The organism is Shewanella ulleungensis, assembly GCF_014648315.1.
Taxonomy (GTDB): domain Bacteria; phylum Pseudomonadota; class Gammaproteobacteria; order Enterobacterales; family Shewanellaceae; genus Shewanella; species Shewanella ulleungensis.
Map to the genome: position 1 here is coordinate 42,904 of NZ_BMQW01000006.1, position 22,141 is coordinate 65,044.

Sequence of the window (22,141 nt, forward strand, 5' to 3'; positions counted from 1 at the left end):
ACTTAATAGTGCCGTTTTTGTTTTGCGCGTACTAAGTTACACTAGCGCCAATATTGGAATATGAGTTGGTATATCTGACTAAATAAGTGATTGAGTGGATTATTGATGTTTTGGTTAAAAAAAGTCTTGTCGCAATTGGTAATGCCCATTCCTTTGACTGTTTTATTGTTATTGATTGCTGGGTTATTGTGGCGCAGTCAGCGGCAATCGCTATTGTCATTAGGAAAAGTGGCATTAATATTTGCAACCTCTGTGTTGCTTCTGTGCAGCCAATCGCAAGTTAGCTATTGGTTAACTCACTCACTAGAGTCACGCTATGCCCCCAATAATCAAGTGATGACTGAACGATGTGTGGTGATGGTACTAGGTTCAGGTAATATTGAACAGGCAGGCCTAACTGCCGTGCAGCAGTTATCAGCCACAGCATTAGCGCGCTTAAGTGAAGGGCTAAGGCAACTTACTTTAGGTCAACACTGTACATTGGTTGTGAGTGGTTACAGTGGTGGCCAACAACCGACACCTCATGCCAGCATAATGGCCAAAGCGGCGATTGAACTGGGGGGGGAGCCCGCTCGTATTGTTAAGTTTGAGCAACCCAAAGACACCATTGAAGAAGCTTACGCATTACAACAATTGATTGGCCAGCAACCTTTTAAGTTAGTGACCTCAGCAACCCATATGCCACGGGCAATGGCTATTTTCACTCAATTAGGCTTACAACCGCAAGCTGCACCAACCGACTTTATTGCGCACCAAAGCTTTTGGTGGCGCTTAGATGCAGAGCAATTATTAGCTTCCCAGCGCTCAATTCATGAATATGTCGGAATGCTTTGGCTGCAGATTAAAGGCCTATCACCACAGCACATTCCTTTGGAGACAATGTAAATGACCGATGAGCTATTGATCAGTCCTTTTTCGAAACGTAATGGCATAACCTTAACCTTATTTGGCTCAGTGAGTCTGTTAATCAGCTTGATTGTTTTTATTGGCTTTGGCAGCTTGTTTGCGCTTGGAATGATGTTTTTTGCCCTTGGTTCAGTCGGTTTAATTTTAGGCGTCGCCAAAGTGTATCAACCAGCAGTTAGTTTTAAGTTTACCGCTGAAGGCGTGGCATTTTTTCACCGTCGCGGTCAGGTATTTATTGAATGGGATAATATCCAACGCATTGACAATGTAAGAGTAAACCAAAATATGGAATTGATAGAATTACCGTATATTGGCGTTAAACTTAAAAAAATAAATCCTATCTTGGATTGTATTTCCCCGCGTTTAGCCACGGGCTTATTAACGGAGCAGCGGCCACTGTTGATGACTGCAGCAACGCAAGATGAAGATTTACAAAGCCTAGAAGGGTATTTAGGCACAGAATATACGCCGCTAGTCGTAAATGGAGACCGTTATCGAGGCGTGCTAGCGATGTTTGGACATCGCTGCCAAACCTTAAATGAGCAACTGGGCTATCATCTTTACTTGTCGACAGACAGTGTCGATCGCGATCCAAAAGAGTTTGTTAGCCTACTACGCCAGTGGCAACAACAAGCGAGTGTGTCTAAAGCGTAATAACGCTTGCCGGTTCAATAACGTGCGAGAAGGTTTATGACTATGGGTATTATATTACAAGGCGGGTGTTTATGTAGGGCAATACGTTACCAAGCGACTGACATGCCATTTGATGCCGATCATTGTCATTGTAACCAATGCCGAAAAAGTGCAGGTGCGATTGTGATGAGTTGGATGGACTTTAACACAGATCAAGTGATGTGGTTGCAAGGGCAGGTAACTGAATATGCTTCTTCGGCTCATATTCGCCGAGGTTTTTGTCAGCAATGTGGTACCACATTGACCTATCGGCATGTGGATTACCCACATTATTGCACTCTGTCGATAGCATCACTTGATGACCCAAACAAAGTGCAACCCACATATCATATTTACACTAATGAGCAGGTCAGTTGGTTAACCATTGATGATACTTGCCAACGGTTTAACAGCAATAAAACCAGCGTTTAACATTATCTCGCGTTCAACATACCTTAAGTTTTACTATGGTGAGTGGCCGCAGTGGTCGAGAGTGGATCTCGATGACGATAGCCTAAAAACTGGCCACCATCTAAAATTTCAATGTTTTCACAAAATGCATCGCCTTCAAAAACCCCTTGATCATGTAAAGTGATTTTTTTACAGCGCGCTTCACCAGACAGTTGTCCCGCAACCATTAACTCGCGGCATAATATATCGCCTTCAACCGTGCCGCTAGGCTCTATGGTCACATTGCCTTGGGCTTGAATATCGCCGCTGATATGGCCGGCAATCAATACATCACCGCTAAAAATAAGCTTGCCAGTTAAATGACATTCTTGAGCGATAAAACTTAATGGATTGACAGGCTTTTTTTGACCAAACATCGTAGTGCCCTTATGTTAGTGCTCTATATGGCTAAATTGGGTGGCTAATATAACGTTAAAATCAGTTTAACAACACTACAAACTGTGCATTGTGTTAAGTCGCTTGAATTCGAGATAAGCAATAATCTACTCTATTTTGATCAATGCAATTGCATCAGTAGGGCAAGGTGAAACGCAGGCGCCGCAACCGGTACAGGCATTAGAGTCGATTTTCGGCTTAGGGACTTGACCAACGGCCATAGTAAAACTAATTGCGCGCGCTTCGCAGGCATCTTTACAGCTTTGACACCACACACCTTTAGCGGTTAAACAGCTGTCTTTTATGGTGGCAATAATAGTCCAAGGTAACTCAGTCGAGCTATCAAAAACCGGTTCAGGACACACCTCAACACATTTTTTGCAAAATGTGCACTCATCATTACTGAAGTCTATTTCAGGAAATCCTCCTTCACCACGTTTAATAATTTGCGTGTCGCATGCCGTAATGCATTTATCACAGCGGGTGCAATTGTCAGTAAAGGCTTGTTCAGATTTACTCCACGGCGGGCGGATTACATTGGTTTTGCGGCGGCTAAAGAGGTTACGGCGACTTTGGTTTATACCTTGGGTCATTACTATTCCAATAGGCTTTTATTAATTGCTGCAGCGAATATTAGCATTAGCTGCAGCAAAAAATTGTTAAGCGTTAGACAATTTATACCCATCAGGGTTATTTGATTGCCATTTCCAGCTACTGCTAGCCATATCTTCTACACTATGTGTTGCACGCCAGTCTAATTGTGCAGCGGCAAAGCTTGGGTCTGCGTAACAGGCGGCAATGTCACCAGGGCGACGAGGACTTATTTGATAAGCAATGGTTTTGCCACAGGCTTTTTCAAATGCTTTTACCATGTCTAACACGCTGTAACCAATCCCAGTACCGAGGTTATAAGTTACTAAGCCTGGTTTAGTTTGTAATTTTTTCAGTGCTTGTAAATGACCGACGGCTAAATCAACAACGTGAATATAATCGCGAACGCCGGTGCCATCAGGTGTGTTGTAGTCATCGCCAAATACACTTAATTGCTCACGCTTACCCACAGCAACCTGGGCAATAAACGGCATTAAGTTGTTTGGAATATCATTTGGGTCTTCACCAATTAAGCCACTTTCGTGTGCGCCAACTGGATTAAAATAACGTAAACGCGCGATGTTCCAGCTGTTATCTGAGTGATGTAAATCCGCTAAAATATGCTCAACCATCAGTTTAGATTGGCCATAAGGATTAGTTGCACCGGTAGGGAAGTCTTCTTTAATCGGTAAACTTGCGGGATCGCCATAAACCGTCGCAGATGAACTAAATACTAGGTTCTTAACATTATTTTCCGCCATCACTTGGCACAAAATAATGGTGCCAGTGACATTGTTTTCGTAATATTTAAGCGGTTTAGCTACCGATTCGCCAACGGCTTTTAAGCCCGCGAAATGAATTACGGATTCGATACTATGATCTGCAAACACTTTTTGCAGCAGAGCTTTATTGAGAATATCGCCTTGATAAAACGTGGCTTCCTTGCCTGTAATAGTATGAACTCGGGCTAACGCTTCAACACTAGAGTTTGATAAATTGTCTACGATGACCACTTTCTGTCCAGCATTTAGTAGCTCCACTACTGTGTGCGTACCTATATAACCTGCGCCACCGGTTACCAAAATTGCCATAGTTTAATCGTCCTGTGAATAAATGAGTCATGTTCTATCTACATTGTAAATTATCACCGTTCAAGTACCAGCAAAATTATTGATATTACCCATAAAAAGTCACTGGTCGGCTGTGAATTGATTGCGATGATTAAATGAAAAGTCACCACGGTAAACTGAGGGTTATTTTTGGCCTTTGTATGTATTTGTTTACAAATACCCCTGCATTATCCCTAGACAATAAACTGTGAAGGAGTTAACAAAAGCACAACGTTAGCACACTATGTAGGGAGTGAAGTTTACGTAAAGTGGAACCTATGACGACAGCAACAAAATATATTGCTCACCAACCTGATGCCCAAGGTTACATTGATTACTCAGAGCATGAGGATCAATTATGGCAGCAGTTATACCAGCGCCAAGTAACGAATATGCCTGGGCGTGCGTGTCCTGCATACCTTAATGGTTTAGATGCATTAGGGATGTCGATTGAGCGTATTCCTCAATTACCCGACATCGACAAAGTTCTTTTAGCGGCTACTGGTTGGAAAACTGCTGCAGTACCAGCATTAATTTCTTTTGGACGTTTTTTTGAGTTACTGGCTAATAAAGAGTTTCCGGTTGCTACGTTTATCCGTAGTAAAGAAGAGTTCGATTACCTGCAAGAACCCGACATATTTCATGAAATATTTGGTCATTGTCCTTTATTAACCAACCCATCATTTGCAAACTTTTCGCATATGTATGGCCAGTTAGGACTTGCTGCAACTAAAGAGCAGCGGGTTTTTTTGGCACGTTTGTATTGGTTTACCATAGAGTTTGGTCTTGTGCAGGCTAAAGGTGAGTCTTTGCAAATTTATGGTGGAGGAATTTTAAGTTCACCTGGTGAAACCATGTATGCATTAAGTGATAAGCCTGAGCGTAAGCCGTTTGATTTACTCGACGTACTGCGCACGCCTTATCGAATTGATATTATGCAGCCGATTTATTACGTGATTGAAAATATTGACTACTTAGATGAAATCGCTCGTATGGACATTATGAGTATGGTGACTAAAGCTCAGCAACTCGGTTTGTTTGAACCGAAATTTGAGCCAAAAGCCAAAGCCTGTTAACGATTAAGTGCAGCAGAGTCTGTGGCTCGTTAAGCTGCAAGTAACACATGACTATATTAAGCCAAGGAGTACAAATGAGCGCATTAACCGAGATGAAGTGTGAAGCTTGCCAAGCTGATGCACCTAAAGTAACCGATGCAGAGCTGGCAGAGCTTATCGGGATGATCCCTGATTGGGGAGTAGAAGTACGTGACGGCATTATGCAACTAGAACGTGTGTATAAATTTAAGAATTTTAAATTGGCGATGGCATTCACTAATAAACTTGCTGATTTAGCTGAAGCAGAGTTTCATCATCCTGGTATTTTGACTGAATGGGGCAAGGTTACCGTTACTTGGTGGTCGCATTCAATTAAAGGTTTACACAAAAACGATTTCATTATGGCTGCCAAGACGGACCAGTTGTTAGACTAGATATTACTATATCGATTTCAGCATGTTACGTTAACGTAACATGCTGAATAATTTGTCTGTTACAATTCTACTGTAAACTTCACTTGCCACCGAAGCAATATCCCTCTAACGTTGTCACAAATTTCCGTAACAAAACACTAATAAATAGGGAATCGTTACATATGCGTTTGGAAGTCAGCTGTATTGATCGCGTGGGTTTAGCGAAAGACATCCTCGTCGTGCTTGAAAAACATGGTATTAACTTAATTGCTATTGATGCCAGTAATAAAGGTTTCCTATTTTTGCAATTTGCAGAAATCAGTTTCGAAACCTTGCGTGAATTGATGCCACAAATTCGTAAAGTAGAAAGTGTACATGATGTGCGTACCGTGTCTTTTATGCCATCTGAGCAAGAGCATTACGCCTTAAAAACATTATTGAAAACCTTGCCTGATTCGGTTTTTTCAACAGATTCAAAAGGGCGAATCCGTATTGCCAATGAGTCTGCACTATTAACCCTAGGCATGGCAGAACATGAAGTGGTTGACGAATCACTTAACCATTGGGTGCAAGGCTTTAACTTTGCCCGCTGGATGAGCGAAACGCCTGTATTAGCTCAGGCTACTCGCGTGCAAATTAATTCCAATGAATACCTTGCCGAAATGCTTCCGATTTATTTGCCCGACGATGACGACACCACTATTTTAGCTGGTGCGGTAATTTCACTTAAATCCCCAGCCCGAGTGGGTAAGCAATTTAATGCATTGCAAAATCAAACCACGGGGTTTGATAATGTATTAGCTAATAGCGACAAAATGAAAGACGTATTAAAACAAGCTAAGCGTATGGCTCAGCTTGATGCGCCGCTATTGATTACTGGTGAAACAGGAACTGGTAAAGAGTTAATGGCTCGTGCGAGTCACGACGCAAGCATGCGCCGCGAACATCCCTTCATTGCCATTAACTGTGCAGCCTTACCCGACAGTGTTGCAGAAGAAGAACTATTTGGTTTTGTGACTAACGGTACCGTGGTGAAACGCGGCTTATTTGAAGAGGCTAAAGGCGGCACGGTATTTTTAGATGAAATTGCCGAAATGTCTAAAGCAGCACAAGTTAAACTATTACGCTTGCTGCAAGATGGCACCTTCAGACGTATTGGTGGCGATGTAGAAGTGCGCGCAGATGTTCGCATTATTTGCTCAACCCAGAAAAACCTCGCTGAACTATGCCAAACGGGTGAGTTTAGAGAAGATTTATATTATCGCATCCATGTGTTGAGTTATCACATGCCATCCCTGCGTGAACGAAAAGTAGATGTCATTCCGTTGACTGAAATGTTTTTAGAACATTACAGTCAGCAGTTGTCGAGTCCGCTGCGTCGTATTTCTGCCAATTGTCGTGACTATTTGTTTACTTATGCCTGGCCGGGTAACGTGCGTCAGCTTAAAAATGCCATATTCAGAGCCGTATCGATGTGGGATGGCTCAACCGAATTGACTGTCGAACAACTTAAACTTCCGTCATATGCCGAAGGTTTTGGTTATTTTGACGAAGAGTTTGAAGGCACACTCGACGAAGCAATGAAAGATTACGAAGCCGGTTTACTGCGTCGTTTGTATCCTGCTTATCCAAGTACGCGACAATTGGCGAAAAAACTCGGTGTGTCTCATACCGCCATTGCCAATAAATTGCGCGATTATAATATTAGTAAAAAAAAGTAATGTAACGATTTAATGCCAGCTAATTGCTGGCATTTTGCTCACTTTAATGCTGTAAACCAGCATTAAAGTGGCTTTTTATCGTCTGTAAATAATAATGTACAAATCACGATTTATCTCAGCACAGCGTGATTTGCTGCACATGCTAGGATTTTGCGGCTTTTTATGATCAAAATGAGTGAGCAATGCCATTCATGCTGTTGATCTCAAGCGCGGATGCCAACCAGAATTTAGGAGCAATAATGAAACTTGCAAGTTACCACAACGGACGTCGCGACGGCCAATTGATGTTAGTCAGTAAAGATTTAACCAAAGCGGTTGCCGTGCCTGCCATTGCTAAAACAATGCAGCAATTACTTGATGCATGGGATTTGTTGTATCCACAGTTAAGCGAGTTATATGAAGCACTAAATGACGGTCAAATGGATAATGCCATCGCTTTTGATGAAGCTCGTTGTTTATCACCTTTACCGCGAGCGTTCCAATGGGCTGACGGCAGCGCTTACGTCAACCACGTTGAGCTTGTGCGCAAAGCTCGCGGCGCAGAAATGCCAGAGTCATTTTGGACCGATCCATTAGTATATCAAGGTGGTTCAGACAGCTTTATTGCGCCTAAGGCTGATATACAAATGGCAAGCGAAGAATACGGTATCGATTTTGAATCAGAAATTGCCATTGTGACTGATGATGTCGCCATGGGCGTGTCGGCTGAAAATGCCGCGAAGCACATTAAACTGTTAATGCTGGTTAACGACGTGTCATTACGCAACTTAATCCCAGGTGAGCTCGGGAAAGGTTTTGGTTTTTTCCAATCTAAACCATCTAGTGCGTTTTCACCGATTGCGATAACACCAGATGAATTGGGTGACAAATGGCAAGACAGTAAGGTTCATTTGCCACTAGTGACTCATTTAAACAGCGAATTATTTGGCCGTCCAAATGCGGGTGTCGACATGACATTTAACTTTAGTCAGTTAGTCTCGCATGTGGCTAAAACCCGACCATTGGGTGCTGGTGCGATTATTGGTTCTGGCACGATTTCAAATTACGATCGCAGTGCAGGTTCAAGCTGCTTAGCTGAAAAGCGTATGCTAGAAATTATTGCCGACGGTAAAGCATCAACTCCGTTTATGCATTTTGGCGACACAGTCCGAATTGAAATGTTTGACGAAAATGGTGTAAGCATATTTGGTTCCATAGACCAAAAAGTCGTTGAATATAAAGCGTAAAAACTACGACCACGTATGTTTAAAAAGGCAATAACGTATCATCGTTATTGCCTTTTTTGTTATTGACGGTTAAACAAAACCCAAATAAAAAACAAAACAAAAAAGAGGATGGAATATGAAACTCTATGGTTATTGGCGCTCAAGCGCTGCATATCGTGTGCGTATCGCATTAAATTTAAAACAGTTATCGGCAGAGCAGGTTTCTGTGCATTTAGTCAATAACGGCGGAGAGCAACATTCGCCAGCTTATCATCAACTCAATCCACAACATCTTGTGCCAACCTTGGTTGATGATGGAACGGAGGGGCAATTTAATTTATCGCAATCATTGGCGATTATTGAGTACCTAGAAGAAAAATATCCAAAAGAAGCCTTATTGCCGAGCAATATTGAGCATCGCGCCATTGTGCGTGGGATGGCGCAAGCCATTGCGTGTGAAATCCACCCATTAGACAATTTACGGGTATTGCAATACTTAGTAAAAGACATGGGCGTGTCTGATGCCGATAAAATGCGTTGGTATCAACATTGGATAACAGTAGGTTTTACCGCGTTAGAAGCGCAATTAAGCCAGTATTCTGGCCGTTTTTGTTTCGGTGACACACCAAGTTTGGCGGACATTTGTTTGGTGCCACAGGTGTACAATGCAAAACGCTTCAATGTTCCACTTGATGCTTTTCCTAATATCGTTCGCATCAATAACGCTTGTAATCAATTAGCTGCCTTTGCCGATGCAGCGCCAGAGCAGCAACATGACGCCAGTTAAGCTTTTTTAATAGCTATCAAGACCGATATCCTTTATTCCAAACTACGGTTAACTTGCTCACAAGCTAACTGACGAGAATAGTGTTTCGAGGATCAAGCCATATTCAACTCACTTATTATGACAAGTTTTATATGGCTTAAAGATTCTTGGCATTTTTACATTCAACTCAGCAATAAGTCTATGATCTGCCTCCAATAAGGTAACTTTAAAATGCATCTTTTGTCTCGTATTGCCAATATTTTGTGATCTAAATCAAGCTCAAAGCAAGCAATGCAGTACCTCAATATGAGTAGTGTGATTTTATTGATCTAAATCAATATTGTTAATGAATAACTTAGGTAGGTTAGCGGCAATTGTTAAGGATGTTACAAAGTTACATCTATTTATTGTTGTCATGGAGTCTGAAAATGAATAAGAAAATTACCCTAGGTTTAGTTGCTGCTTCGTTACTTACTGCTGGTTTATCTTTTGGTGCTGCTGCGCATCAAGCGGGCGACATTATTGTTCGTGCTGGTAGTGCAACCGTAGCGCCTAATGAATCAAGCCCCGTGGTTGCGGGTGTCGCTGAGTTTACGGTTGATAACAACACGCAATTAGGGCTTAATTTTGGTTATATGCTGACCGACAATATCGCGGTTGAACTTTTAGCTGCAACGCCATTTAGTCATGATGTGTCACTGGGTGAACTAGGTGTGATTGCTAACACTAAACACTTACCACCAACTTTAGTTGCTCAATATTACTTTGGTGATTCTCAGTCTGTACTGCGTCCATATGTGGGCGTAGGAGTTAACTTTACCAACTTTTTTGACAATGATTTTAACCAAGGTGCCAAAGATTTAGGCTTAGATAATCTGTCGATGTCTAACTCATGGGGTGTTGCGGCGCAGGTTGGGGTTGATTACCAAATAGATAAAAAATGGTTAGTTAACGCATCGGTGTGGTATGCGCAAATCTCTACTGATGTGAGCTTTGATATGGGGGCAGATCATGTCGTGGTTGAAACCGATATCGACCCTTGGGTTTATATGATTAGCGTGGGTTATACTTTCTAAAGACTTATATCGTAGAGACAAAAACAGGAACCTTTTAGGTTCCTGTTTTGTTATGTGAGCTTAACTAAGTGTAAAGTTAACCGCGTTTCTTTTTCGGTTTCCAATGACGGGTATTATAAATATATTCGGGCAGTATCCGGTTTATCCACGCCACAAGACGCCAGCGCTTGGTGACATACACGCGGCGTTTTCCTTTTTTCAATGCTGTTAATATTTGTGTGGCCACTTTATCGATTGGCGACAGTAGTAATTGCGTATTTAAATGCACCGCTTTATCAAATAAGCCTAATTGAATGTCGCTAATCGTCACCGGTAACTTTAAGCGTTGTGCATGCATGCTCAAACCTTGCAGATAATTTGCTGCAAAGGCTTTTGATGCGTGATAAGCCACATTGGGGCCGCCTCGCTGTCCTGCAATTGAATTTATCGCTGCTAATTGCCCATAACCTTGCTCACACATCAATTTAAAAATACATTGGCTAGCGGCTGCAAATCCCATCACATTGACGTCAATGGCGTGTTGGTCAATAGACCAAGGGAGCGCAGGGTCGTACTCGTTAACACCAGTATTCACAATCACTAAGTGAGCGCCATTATGTTGCTTCCACGCTTGGTTAAGCTGTTCGATTAGCATGTGTGGTTGGTCAATAGATAATGGGTAAACGGTGACCTCGCCAGGAAGGCTCTGAGTAAACTGCTTGAGTGATTCAGGGTCATGCACAAAGAGTACTAGAGACACCTGCTGTGCCGATAACTGTTTTGCTAGCGCTTGGCTGAGTTGAGAGCCTGCACCAATGATCATTGCTGTCGCGACAGACATAGTTAACCTCATGATTATCAATGGCTCATAATAGGAATAACGTCGTTTGATAACAAGAGAGAAAAAAAATCAACCTAAGACGTGTAGACTTCTAGACATCCTTGTGTATGATTGATGATATCAATGAGTGCTTGTGTGACTATTGCTTATATCGCGTGTTATCAAGGTCTAGCGTTAATCTGTATATAAAACCACATCAGTTTGGCTTGTTCAGACAGCATTTTCGCAGAATGTTGAAACTGTGATCAGCGAAACATATTGGTTTACAGCATGTAACCTATTTTTTGCCACTTAACACATGGTTTGTATTTAATTAACCCAAAAGGTGAGTCGTATGCCGGTTCGAATTCCAGATAATCTTCCCGCTGCAGGTATTTTAGAGTCAGAAAATATTTTCGTGATGTCTGAAACCCGTGCCGCCAATCAGGACATCCGTCCGATGCGGGTGCTGATCTTGAATTTAATGCCCAATAAGATTGAGACAGAAACTCAATTGCTGCGATTATTGGGTAATACGCCGTTACAGGTTGGGGTAGATTTACTGCGTATTCATGACAAAGAATCAAAGCATACCTCTGTTGATCATATGAATACTTTTTACCGTGATTTTGAAGATGTCCGCCATAACAATTATGATGGCTTAATCATTACCGGCGCACCGCTTGGACAAATTGATTTTAAAGATGTGGTGTACTGGGATCATATTCGCGAAATTATCGATTGGTCGCAAAATCATGTTACTTCGGTATTGTTTTTGTGTTGGGCCGCCCATGCAGGTTTATATCATTTGTATGGTTTAAAACGTCAGCTGCTGCAAAATAAACGCTCTGGGGTATTTAATCACAGCCGCACCAGCGATCCACATCCATTACTGCGTGGTTTTGACGATGAGTTTTATGCGCCGCACTCACGATTTGCCGAGATGAATGTTGAAGAGTTACGTCAACATCCAGAGGTTGAAGTTTTGGCCGAATCTGAAGAAGCTGGTGCATACATTGCCATTAGCCGCGACAATCGTAATTTATTCGTGATGGGTCATCCAGAGTATCAAAAAGATACCCTTAACGACGAATACACTCGTGATTTAGGCCAGGGCTTAAATCCAGACATTCCGCAAAATTATTATCGTAATGACGACCCAACTCAAGATCCGATAGCGCGCTGGCATAGTCATGGCAGCTTATTGGTCAGTAACTGGCTTAACTACTACGTGTATCAGTTAACGCCGTATGATTTAAATGACATGAGCGCAAAAACACCGTGGGAAAATAAAAAGTCATAATAATCGACTCTTTTTAGTTAAAGCCGTAACGTCTATAGATGTTGCGGCTTTTTTGTTTTTGGTGTCACTTACCTGCGTTACGTGTATCAGTAGACTAAAGTTTAACGTCGACTTAGCTCGTTAGTGCACACAAAATAGTATGTGTTTTATTTTAATTAAAACAATATTTTGCGTGTTATTTATTATCATTTTTTATCAAGTGTAAATCTGCAATGACAACCCCATCTAATTAACATCACATTTTAGACCATTTTTTACTTGCTTTACGTTAGCGTCAACGTCAAAGTGGTGTGATATTATTTTGATATTTTCTATGCGCACAAAATAGGAGTGGTTATGAGTACAGAGCAAACAGGTCAAGATATCGTTATTGTCGCCGCGAAACGTACACCAATGGGTGGGTTTCAAGGTGCATTGTCTGAGGTAGCATCGCCAGTATTAGCTGCTGCCGCGATTAAAGGCCTTTTGGCGCAAACCGGTGTAAGTGGCAACCGCGTAGATGAAGTATTAATGGGTTGTGTGTTACCAGCAGGCCTTGGCCAAGCTCCCGCTCGTCAGGCAACATTGGGTGCAGGTTTACCATTAAGTGTTGGCGCAACCACGGTAAATAAAGTGTGTGGTTCAGGTATGAAAACCGTAATGTTAGCGCATGATTTAATTAAAGCTGGTAGTAGCCAAGTTGTCATTGCTGGCGGAATGGAAAGCATGAGCCAAGCGCCATATTTACTCGATAAAGCTCGCGGTGGCATGCGAATGGGACACGGTAAAGTCATGGACCATATGTTTTTAGACGGCCTTGAAGATGCCTATACTGGTGGGGCAATGGGTACATTTGCGCAAAAAACGGCAGATGACTTTGGCCTTACGCGTGAGCAAATGGATGCCTTTGCATTAAGTTCACTCGAAAAAGCCAATGCTGCGATTAACTCTGGTGCGTTTAAAGATGAGGTAGTGCCTGTCACCATGAGTACCCGTCGTGGCGATGTCACTGTCGACACTGATGAGCAACCAGGTAACGCCCGTCCTGAAAAAATTCCAACATTACGTCCCGCATTTACCAAAGATGGCACCATTACCGCCGCTAACTCAAGTTCTATTTCAGACGGCGCCGCAGCATTAATGTTGATGACTCGCGCAAAAGCAAGCGAACTAGGCTTAACCGTCATGGCCACTATTAAAGGCCACACCACACATTCACAAGAACCATCATTGTTTACTACGGCTCCAGTGGGCGCTATGCAAAAACTGTTCGACAAGGTTCAGTGGAGCAAAGATGACGTTGACCTTTATGAAATCAACGAAGCATTTGCAATGGTGACTATGCTAGCAATATCTGAGCTAGGGCTAGACGCCAACAAAGTGAATATCAACGGCGGAGCATGTGCCTTAGGTCATCCAATCGGCTGCTCAGGTGCACGTTTGTTGGTCACATTGATTTACGCGTTAAAAGCTCAAGGGCTTAAGCGTGGTGTTGCATCGTTATGTATTGGTGGCGGCGAAGCCACAGCCATGGCGATTGAGGTGTAAATAGAAATATAAGAAAGTTCAACAAGATTAAGTTCGACAAGACCACTGTACAGGAAGAGGCAAATGCAGCCACATAACAAGTGAGACTGACAACCAAAATAATCGCGTCACCTGTGCAGTAACTCAATATGAGTGAGCCTAGCTCACTAAAGATGTTCAAGGATCGAGGAAAGCAACATGATCACACAAGTTAAGCATTACATAGATGGCGAATTCACTCATGGTAGCGGCGATCGTAATATCGATGTGACCAATCCGGCTAACAACAGCGTTATCGCAAAAATTAATTGTGCGACCACAGCAGAAGTCGAATTAGCTATTTACAGTGCTAAAGAAGCGTTTAAAACTTGGAAAGAAGTCCCTGTTTCTGAGCGCGCACGCGTCATGTTGCGTTACCAACATTTGCTCAAAGAACATCACGATGAATTAGCGACTATTTTGGCACAAGAAACCGGCAAAACCTTTGAAGATGCTAAAGGTGATGTATGGCGTGGTATTGAAGTCGCCGAACATGCCTGTAACGTAGCATCGTTAATGATGGGCGAAACCGTTGAAAACGTTGCTCGTAATATCGACACCTATAGTTATACACAACCACTGGGCGTGTGTGCCGGTATTACCCCATTTAACTTCCCTGCAATGATCCCGTTGTGGATGTTCCCGTTATCGATCGCATGCGGTAACACATTCATTTTAAAACCATCAGAACAAGACCCAATGACGCCACAACGTTTAGTTGAACTGTTTGTTGAGGCAGGCGCGCCAAAAGGCGTGTTACAGCTTATTCACGGTGATAAAACCGCGGTAGACATCTTGCTAAGAGACCCAGCGATTAAAGCGATTTCGTTTGTGGGTTCAGTGGGTGTTGGTCAATACATTTATAAAACCGGTACTGACAACTTAAAACGGGTACAAGCATTTGCCGGCGCTAAAAACCACTGCGTTATCATGCCAGATGCGAACAAACAGCAAGTGATTAATAATATGGTCGGCTCTTCAGTGGGTGCTGCTGGTCAACGTTGTATGGCGATTTCGGTTGCAGTCTTTGTGGGTAAAGCTAAAGAGTGGATCCCTGAATTAAAAGAAGCGCTCGCGAAAGTTCGCCCGGGATTATGGGATGACAAAGACGCCGCTTACGGCCCTGTCATCAGCCCTGCCGCCAAAGAGCGTGTACTTAAACTGATTGCCCAGGGTAAGGCTGAAGGCGCAGATTGTTTACTTGACGGCAGTGACTTTACTTTAGAAGGTTACGAGTCTGGAAACTGGGTTGGTCCAACCATGTTTACCAATGTCACCACCGACATGAGTATTTACAAAGAAGAGATTTTTGGCCCTGTACTGTGTTGCATGGAAGCTGAAACATTAGACGATGCTATTGAGCTGGTTAACAACAGTCCATATGGTAACGGCACATCAATCTTTACCGCATCAGGCGGCGCGGCGCGTAAATACCAACATGAGATTGAAGTGGGCCAGGTTGGGATTAACGTGCCTATCCCTGTGCCGCTTCCATTCTTCTCATTTACCGGTTGGAAAGGCAGTTTCTATGGCGATCAACATGCTTATGGCAAGCAAGCCGTGCGTTTTTGCACCGAAACCAAAACAATTACCACGCGTTGGTTTGACTCAGAAGCCGTTAGCGGTCCTAACATGAGCATTAACTTAAAATAAATGTGCTTGATGGCGCCGCGATACATTACTTCTATCGCGGCAATAACGAGCCCAAACACAACAAGACCCACTTGATTTGCCCCTTGGATGATTTTCAACTTGTATGAGTCGTCTTTTACATGATTCTGCATTAGCTCGAATATCATTAATGCAATGGTTAAGCCGTTTAAACGGTAGGCGAACAAGCCATCAAATGACCCAAGAGTCATCTAATACTAAAATAGGAGTCCATCATGGATTTTAATTTAAACGAAGATCAGCGCCAATTTGCTGATTTAGCTCGTCAATTTTCTGCTGAAGAACTCGCGCCATTCGCCGCAAAATGGGACGAGGAGCATCATTTTCCTAAAGACGTGATTCAAAAAGCCGGTGAGCTTGGATTCTGTTCTTTGTACTCGCCAGAGTCAGAGGGCGGTATGGGTTTATCTCGTTTAGATGCGTCAATTATTTTTGAAGAACTAGCCCATGGTTGTACCGCCACCACCGCCATGTTAACCATTCATAATATGGCCACCTGGATGGTGACTACGTGGGGCACAGAAATTTTACGTAAACAATGGTCAGAAGGCCTAACCACAGGGCAACTTTTAGCCTCTTATTGCTTAACTGAACCAGGTGCAGGTAGTGACGCGGCATCACTGCAAACTAAAGCCGTGCGTGATGGTGATGATTACTTAATTACTGGTTCAAAAATGTTTATCTCTGGTGCCGGTGAAACTGAGCTTTTAGTTGTGATGTGCCGTACCGGCGAAGCTGGCCCTAAAGGCATTTCTGCTATTGCCGTACCCGCAGACGCTGCAGGCGTTACTTATGGTAAAGCTGAAGACAAAATGGGTTGGAACGCACAACCTACAAGACTTATTAGCTTTGAAAACGTGCGTGTGCCAGCCGCTAACTTGCTTGGCGAAGAAGGCCAGGGTTTTACTTTTGCGATGAAAGGCCTCGATGGCGGTCGCATTAACATTGCTACTTGCTCAATTGGTACCGCACAGGCTGCGCTAACGCGTGCGACACAATACATGAACGAACGTAAGCAATTTGGCAAACCATTAGCGGCGTTCCAAGCACTTCAGTTTAAGTTAGCCGACATGGCAACAGAGTTAGTTGCTGCACGCCAAATGGTGCGTTTAGCGGCATTTAAACTTGATACTCACGACCCAGAAGCCAGCGCCTATTGCGCCATGGCAAAACGCTTTGCGACCGATGTCGGTTTCCAGGTGTGTGACAGTGCGCTGCAAATTCATGGCGGTTATGGCTATATTCGCGAATATCCATTAGAACGTCATTTCCGTGATGTGCGAGTGCATCAGATTTTAGAGGGCACCAATGAAATTATGCGCCTGATTATTGCTCGTCGTTTACTCGCCAGTGATGCTCATCCGATCCTGTAATGAGTCGTTCCACTCGTGACTCTCTAGCCCTAGCCTAAGGACAGTAAATGATGACAACAAACACCGCATTAATCGAACATATTATTGGTCATACGGCCATTTTGACCCTCAACAACCCGCCAGCCAATACATGGACAGCAGACAGTTTACAGTTATTGAAGCAAACCATTATTAAGCTGAATCAAAACAAAGATATTTATGCCCTAGTGATCACAGGTCAAGGTGAAAAGTTTTTCTCCGCTGGTGCCGATTTAAATTTATTTGCCGATGGCGATAAAGGCAATGCTGCAAGCATGGCAAAGCATTTTGGTGAAGCCTTTGAAACCCTAAGTGCGTTCCGTGGCGTGTCAATTGCCGCCATTAACGGTTACACCATGGGCGGCGGTTTAGAGGTTGCATTAGCCTGCGATATTCGTATTGCTGAAGCCCAGGCGCAAATGGCACTACCTGAAGCCACCGTTGGATTATTACCTTGTGCTGGTGGCACACAAAACCTCACTGCATTAGTGGGTGAAGGTTGGGCTAAACGAATGATTTTATGTGGCGAGCGTATTGATGCCGCAAAAGCTGAAAAAATTGGATTAATTGAAGAAGTCGTTGAAAAAGGTCAAGCCCTTGATGCCGCGGTTGCCCTCGCGGCTAAAGTCGCGAAACAGTCACCGAGTAGCGTGAGTGTTTGCAAAACCTTAATTCAAGCTGGGCGAACGATGCCACGCACTCAAGCGCTGCCACTTGAACGTGAATTATTTGTCGGTTTATTTGATACCGAAGATCAAGCTGAAGGTGTGAACGCCTTTTTACAAAAACGCGCCGCAATCTGGAAGAACTGCTAATGACTCAAGATGTAATATTTCAAACTCTCGGCACACTATCAGGCCAATCGATTGGCATCGTGACCCTTAACATCGAAAAAGCGCTCAATGCGTTAACCCTCGATATGGTTGCCGCGATGCAAACCCAATTAACCCGCTGGCAAACCGATGACAGCATTGCGTGCATAGTGTTACAAGGTGCGGGCGAAAAAGCATTTTGCGCCGGTGGTGATGTGCGTGCGATTTATCATGCATCTATTGCTAACCCAAATAACATTACCGATGAAGCGTGCGGTTTCTTTACTCAAGAGTATCAGCTCGATTACTTGCTGCATCAATTTGGTAAACCAGTATTAGTATGGGGCGATGGTATTGTTATGGGAGGCGGCTTAGGTTTAATGGCCGGCGGCAGTCATCGTATTGTGACTGAGCGAAGCCGAATTGCTATGCCAGAAGTCACGATTGGTTTATACCCCGATGTCGGTGGCAGTTACTTTTTAAATCGTATGCCAGGCAAGACGGGATTATTTTTAGGCTTAACCGCTTACAACATGAACGCTGCCGATGCTTTGTATGTGGAGTTGGGCAATCATTATTTACACAGTGATGAACAAGAGCTGTTATTTGATGCCATGGCCGAACTAAAGTGGAGTCAAGACAGTCATCTCAATCATCAATTGTTAAGTGATTTGCTTACCAAAATGAGTGAGCCGCATCTAGCCACTCTGCCAGACAGTCATTTACAGCAATACCAAACTCAAATCGATTTATTAATGGCTGGTGATATTTTAGATGTACATCACCAATTATCGACTTTAAATACCGATCTTGAATGGCTACAACGTGCCCAGAAAACCGCCTTGGCCGGCAGCCCAATTAGTTGGCATTTAATTTTTGCCCAAGCTCAATTAGGTGCTGAGCTTAGTTTAGCGCAATGCTTTAAGTGGGAGCTTGGTGTCAGTGTTAATTGTTGCTCAATGGGCGATTTTTGCGAAGGGGTTCGCGCGTTACTGATTGACAAAGATCGCCAACCTAAATGGTTATTTAACGATGTTGAAGCAGTAGATCAAAGCCGAATCAACCAACTGACCACATCCCCATGGGACGCCAAGAATCACCCATTAGCTGACTTTACTTAATAAGGATTATTATCATGGCAACAGTAGCATTTATTGGTTTAGGTAACATGGGTGGCCCAATGGCGGCCAATTTAATCAAAGCCGGCATGACCGTGACAGTATTTGACTTAAACCCGCTGGCAGTAGAGACACTAACCTCACAAGGTGCTCTGAGTGCTAAAACCGCTTGTGGCGCAGCAGCATCGGCAGACTTTGTGATTACCATGTTACCTGCGGGCAAGCATGTTAGAGGCTTATATTTAGGTGATGCCAATAATAAAGGTCTGCTTGATGTAGTCTCTAAACAAACACTATTAATTGATTGCTCGACCATCGATGCCGACAGTGCGCGTTTAGTGGGCGCTAAAGCTGCCGAGAAAGGCCTTGAATTTATGGATGCGCCAGTATCTGGCGGTACAGCAGGTGCAGCAGCAGGTACACTGACCTTTATATGCGGTGGCTCAGATGCAGCATATGCTCAAGCACAAACGGTGTTAACTGTGATGGGCGGCAATATTTTCCATGCGGGTGCAGTAGGCGCCGGGCAAGTTGCCAAAATTTGTAATAACATGCTTTTGTCTGTGTTAATGGTCGGTACTAGCGAATCAATCCAATTAGGTTTGGATAATGGCTTAGATCCTAAAGTATTGTCTGATATCATGAAAGTCAGCAGCGGCGGTAACTGGACACTCGAAAAGTACAATCCATGTCCAGATGTGATGGAAAACGTGCCGTCGTCTAAAGGGTATCAAGGCGGCTTTATGGTCGACCTCATGGTAAAAGATTTAGGCTTGTCGCAACAAGCGGCATTAGCCTCTAACTCGAGCACACCTATGGGTTCACTTGCACGCAGTTTGTATGTTAATCATGCGCGTCAAGGCAATGGTAGTCGCGATTTTTCGAGTATTTTTGAACAGTTTTCAAAGAAAAAATAAAGGATTCAGTTGATGGAATTAAAAGATAAGGTTGTCGTCATTACTGGCGGAGCAGGTGGTTTAGGTCTGGCTATGGCCCATGATTTAGCTGCCCAGGGGGCTAAATTGGCGCTTATCGATGTTGACCAAACTAAGCTTGAGCAAGCTTGTGCTGATTTAGGCGCGACAACTGAAGTACAAGGTTATGCGCTAGACATTACCGACGAAGAAGATGTAGTGGCTGGCTTTAAGTATATTGTTGAAGACTTTGGTCAGGTGAATGTGCTGATTAATAATGCAGGCATTTTACGTGACGGCTTAATGGTTAAAGCCAAAGGTGGCGTCGTCACTGACCGTATGTCGTATCAGCAGTTTCAATCGGTTATCAACGTTAACTTAACCGGCAGCTTTTTATGTGGCCGTGAAGCGGCTGCGGCAATGATTGAAACCAAACAAGCTGGGGTTATCATTAACATTTCTAGCCTGGCTAAATCGGGCAATATGGGACAATCAAATTATTCTGCTTCTAAAGCAGGTGTTGCCGCTATGTCTGTAGGCTGGGCCAAAGAGTTAGCGCGTTATAATATTCGAAGTGCTGCAGTGGCGCCGGGTGTTATAGCTACTGAAATGACAGCAGCCATGAAGCCTGAAGCTCTCGAGCGTTTAGAGAAAATGGTCCCAGTAGGGCGCTTAGGTCAACCTGAAGAAATCGCATCAACGGTTCGTTTTATCATTGAAAATGATTATGTAAACGGCCGCGTATTTGAAATTGACGGCGGCATTCGCTTATAAGCGATAGAGTGATCCTTTTGCTCATTATCTGTTCGCTCATCGCAATGTAACGCGTTGAGCACTTTCATATAATGAATGTGATTGGTATTCCCTGCATTCAGTTTGTTATGATGTTGTCACGCCGAGCTTATGCTCGGCGTGGCTTTTTTACTTTTAAGGATTAATCACGTGGCAAAATTAGAACAAATATTAAAAAAGATCATGCTTATCGTGGGTATTCTTGGTGTTGTGATTATTTATGGCGGCTTTTTATATCTGCTGTTTTCGGGACGTTCCACAGCCGCGTTACCGTGGTTCTTACTTATTTCTCCATGGATTTGTGTGTATTTTGGCTTGAGCCACCTTCAGCAAGTTGCAGTTATTAGCTGGTTTGCCAATAAGTTCAGTTTTAGAAAGTCATCTAAATAACTCATTCAGCAAGGTTAACTTATGGCTTCTACCACGCCGCTATCTCGCACCGCACTGACATTTTATACATTAGTAGCCTTAATTGCGTTTGCCGCTAACTCTGTATTTTGCCGCCTGGCGTTGTCAAATGAACAAGCAGTGTCACTCATAGACCCAAGCAGTTTTACTGCAATCAGATTAGCATCAGGTGCGTTGATGTTGGCTTTATTGATGTTACTGACTTCAGTAAAAGGCCGATCTAAACAAGACTTAGCAACACAAGACATAGCAACGCAAAACCTAGTAACAAACGATAAGTTGTCAACAAAAAAGCACGGCAGTTATTTAGCTGCGGGATTGTTGTTTGTGTATGCCATTGGTTTTTCGTACGCTTATGTGTTGCTAGATACAGCAACCGGTGCATTAGTATTATTTGCAGCTGTACAAATTAGTATGATGATGATCAGTTATTTACAAGGTCAAAGACTGAATTTGCTTGAGATAATTGGCGCGCTAGTGGCGTTTGCCGGTTTTGGCTATTTAGTTTGGCCTAGCCTCAGCCTTGGCAGTGAGACATTATCAATAACAGGCTTAGTCCTTATGGCCATTAGTGGTTGCGCGTGGGGTGGCTATACCCTGTTGGGCAAAGGCACCGCAAACCCATTGTTTGCCACAGGTTACAATTTTATTCGCACTTTACCGTTAGTGGTGTTGATGCTTGCTATCGTATGGTTGTTATCAGGTTTAGTGTCAGTAACACAAATACAATCAGATCCGGCTGGGCTGGTATTTCAATTAAGTACTCAAGGGGTTGTACTAGCGATACTCTCGGGCGCGTTGGCCTCGGGCGTAGGTTATGCGCTATGGTATCAAGCGCTTAGAGGATTAAGTGCCAATCATGCCGCAGTATTACAACTGTCTGTGCCTGTTATTGCCGCAGTCGGTGGGGTCATCTTTGTGGGCGAAAAAATTAGTCTACACCTGATTATCTGCGCCAGTATTATTTTGTTTGGTATTGCCCTGGTCATTTTAGCCAAAACAAAATCTAAACTTTAACTAGAATTAAC

General features: G+C 43.4%; 23 protein-coding genes. 19 read left to right on the forward strand and 4 right to left on the reverse strand.

The features are described 5' to 3' along the window. Positions 1-105 precede the first annotated feature (105 nt). Genes IEY40_RS12420 through IEY40_RS12430 form a run of 3 tightly spaced genes read left to right on the forward strand, consistent with a single transcriptional unit; the run spans position 106 to position 2,010 of the window. Entirely contained in the window at positions 106-885 is a 780-nt protein-coding gene (locus IEY40_RS12420) for a YdcF family protein (RefSeq protein ID WP_188956640.1), read from the forward strand. Then, entirely contained in the window at positions 886-1,560 is a 675-nt protein-coding gene (locus IEY40_RS12425) for a DUF2982 domain-containing protein (RefSeq protein ID WP_188956642.1), read from the forward strand. It abuts the gene before it with no gap. Positions 1,561-1,596: 36 nt separating this feature from the next. Continuing rightward, a complete protein-coding gene (locus IEY40_RS12430; RefSeq protein ID WP_188956644.1) occupies positions 1,597-2,010 on the forward strand; it encodes a GFA family protein in 414 nt (137 codons plus the stop codon). A 23-nt stretch (positions 2,011-2,033) separates the two neighbouring features. Here IEY40_RS12430 and IEY40_RS12435 read toward each other — a convergent pair whose 3' ends face one another. From IEY40_RS12435 to galE, 3 genes are all read right to left on the reverse strand, one after another. Then, positions 2,034-2,405 (reverse strand): bactofilin family protein, encoded by a 372-nt coding sequence (locus IEY40_RS12435; RefSeq protein ID WP_188956646.1) that lies wholly within the window; start codon positions 2,403-2,405, stop codon positions 2,034-2,036. 126 nt (positions 2,406-2,531) lie between these two features. Further along, a complete protein-coding gene (gene napF / locus IEY40_RS12440; protein WP_188956648.1) occupies positions 2,532-3,017 on the reverse strand; it encodes a ferredoxin-type protein NapF in 486 nt (161 codons plus the stop codon). A gap of 66 nt (positions 3,018-3,083) precedes the next feature. Further along, positions 3,084-4,106, reverse strand: coding sequence for a UDP-glucose 4-epimerase GalE (gene galE, locus IEY40_RS12445; protein ID WP_188956650.1), 1,023 nt, complete (start codon positions 4,104-4,106; stop codon positions 3,084-3,086). 296 nt (positions 4,107-4,402) lie between these two features. Here galE and phhA point away from each other — a divergent pair, with 296 nt between their 5' ends. The 6 genes from phhA (at position 4,403) to ompW (ending at position 10,360) form a co-directional block, all read left to right on the forward strand. Next, a complete protein-coding gene (gene phhA / locus IEY40_RS12450; protein WP_188956652.1) occupies positions 4,403-5,200 on the forward strand; it encodes a phenylalanine 4-monooxygenase in 798 nt (265 codons plus the stop codon). Between the two features lie 74 nt (positions 5,201-5,274). Beyond that, complete coding sequence (locus IEY40_RS12455) at positions 5,275-5,613, forward strand: 4a-hydroxytetrahydrobiopterin dehydratase (RefSeq protein ID WP_123776978.1); 339 nt, start codon at positions 5,275-5,277, stop codon at positions 5,611-5,613. Between the two features lie 161 nt (positions 5,614-5,774). Continuing rightward, positions 5,775-7,313: a transcriptional regulator TyrR gene (gene tyrR / locus IEY40_RS12460; protein ID WP_188956654.1), complete on the forward strand. Its 1,539-nt coding sequence runs from the start codon at positions 5,775-5,777 to the stop codon at positions 7,311-7,313. Positions 7,314-7,552: 239 nt separating this feature from the next. Continuing rightward, positions 7,553-8,539, forward strand: a complete 987-nt coding sequence (locus tag IEY40_RS12465; protein ID WP_188956657.1) for a fumarylacetoacetate hydrolase family protein — start codon at positions 7,553-7,555, stop codon at positions 8,537-8,539. A 115-nt stretch (positions 8,540-8,654) separates the two neighbouring features. After that, positions 8,655-9,305 carry a maleylacetoacetate isomerase gene (gene maiA, locus IEY40_RS12470; protein WP_188956658.1) on the forward strand — a complete coding sequence of 217 codons (651 nt, stop codon included), beginning with the start codon at positions 8,655-8,657 and terminating at the stop codon, positions 9,303-9,305. 407 nt (positions 9,306-9,712) lie between these two features. Beyond that, on the forward strand, positions 9,713-10,360 hold the full coding sequence (gene ompW, locus IEY40_RS12475; RefSeq protein WP_188956660.1) for an outer membrane protein OmpW: 648 nt from the start codon (positions 9,713-9,715) through the stop codon (positions 10,358-10,360). A 76-nt stretch (positions 10,361-10,436) separates the two neighbouring features. Here ompW and IEY40_RS12480 read toward each other — a convergent pair whose 3' ends face one another. After that, a complete protein-coding gene (locus IEY40_RS12480) occupies positions 10,437-11,180 on the reverse strand; it encodes an SDR family NAD(P)-dependent oxidoreductase (RefSeq protein ID WP_188956662.1) in 744 nt (247 codons plus the stop codon). Between the two features lie 334 nt (positions 11,181-11,514). On the opposite strand from IEY40_RS12480, the gene metA reads away from it, so the two are divergent. The 10 genes from metA (at position 11,515) to IEY40_RS12530 (ending at position 22,130) form a co-directional block, all read left to right on the forward strand. After that, positions 11,515-12,462 carry a homoserine O-acetyltransferase MetA gene (gene metA / locus IEY40_RS12485; protein WP_188956664.1) on the forward strand — a complete coding sequence of 316 codons (948 nt, stop codon included), beginning with the start codon at positions 11,515-11,517 and terminating at the stop codon, positions 12,460-12,462. Positions 12,463-12,798: 336 nt separating this feature from the next. After that, on the forward strand, positions 12,799-13,989 hold the full coding sequence (locus IEY40_RS12490) for a thiolase family protein (protein WP_188956667.1): 1,191 nt from the start codon (positions 12,799-12,801) through the stop codon (positions 13,987-13,989). 177 nt (positions 13,990-14,166) lie between these two features. After that, positions 14,167-15,660 (forward strand): CoA-acylating methylmalonate-semialdehyde dehydrogenase, encoded by a 1,494-nt coding sequence (locus tag IEY40_RS12495; RefSeq protein ID WP_188956668.1) that lies wholly within the window; start codon positions 14,167-14,169, stop codon positions 15,658-15,660. Between the two features lie 233 nt (positions 15,661-15,893). Continuing rightward, positions 15,894-17,051, forward strand: coding sequence for an acyl-CoA dehydrogenase family protein (locus IEY40_RS12500; protein WP_188956669.1), 1,158 nt, complete (start codon positions 15,894-15,896; stop codon positions 17,049-17,051). 50 nt (positions 17,052-17,101) lie between these two features. Continuing rightward, entirely contained in the window at positions 17,102-17,884 is a 783-nt protein-coding gene (locus IEY40_RS12505; protein WP_188957037.1) for an enoyl-CoA hydratase, read from the forward strand. Then, on the forward strand, positions 17,884-19,002 hold the full coding sequence (locus tag IEY40_RS12510) for an enoyl-CoA hydratase/isomerase family protein (protein ID WP_188956671.1): 1,119 nt from the start codon (positions 17,884-17,886) through the stop codon (positions 19,000-19,002). Before IEY40_RS12505 ends, IEY40_RS12510 begins: the two co-directional genes overlap by 1 nt. Positions 19,003-19,016: 14 nt before the next feature. Next, complete coding sequence (gene mmsB, locus IEY40_RS12515; protein WP_188956673.1) at positions 19,017-19,916, forward strand: 3-hydroxyisobutyrate dehydrogenase; 900 nt, start codon at positions 19,017-19,019, stop codon at positions 19,914-19,916. A 12-nt stretch (positions 19,917-19,928) separates the two neighbouring features. Further along, positions 19,929-20,687, forward strand: a complete 759-nt coding sequence (locus IEY40_RS12520; protein WP_188956675.1) for an SDR family oxidoreductase — start codon at positions 19,929-19,931, stop codon at positions 20,685-20,687. 201 nt (positions 20,688-20,888) lie between these two features. Then, positions 20,889-21,095 (forward strand): hypothetical protein, encoded by a 207-nt coding sequence (locus tag IEY40_RS12525; RefSeq protein WP_188957039.1) that lies wholly within the window; start codon positions 20,889-20,891, stop codon positions 21,093-21,095. A 21-nt stretch (positions 21,096-21,116) separates the two neighbouring features. Next, a complete protein-coding gene (locus tag IEY40_RS12530; protein ID WP_188956677.1) occupies positions 21,117-22,130 on the forward strand; it encodes a DMT family transporter in 1,014 nt (337 codons plus the stop codon). The last annotated feature ends 11 nt before the right edge of the window (positions 22,131-22,141 follow it).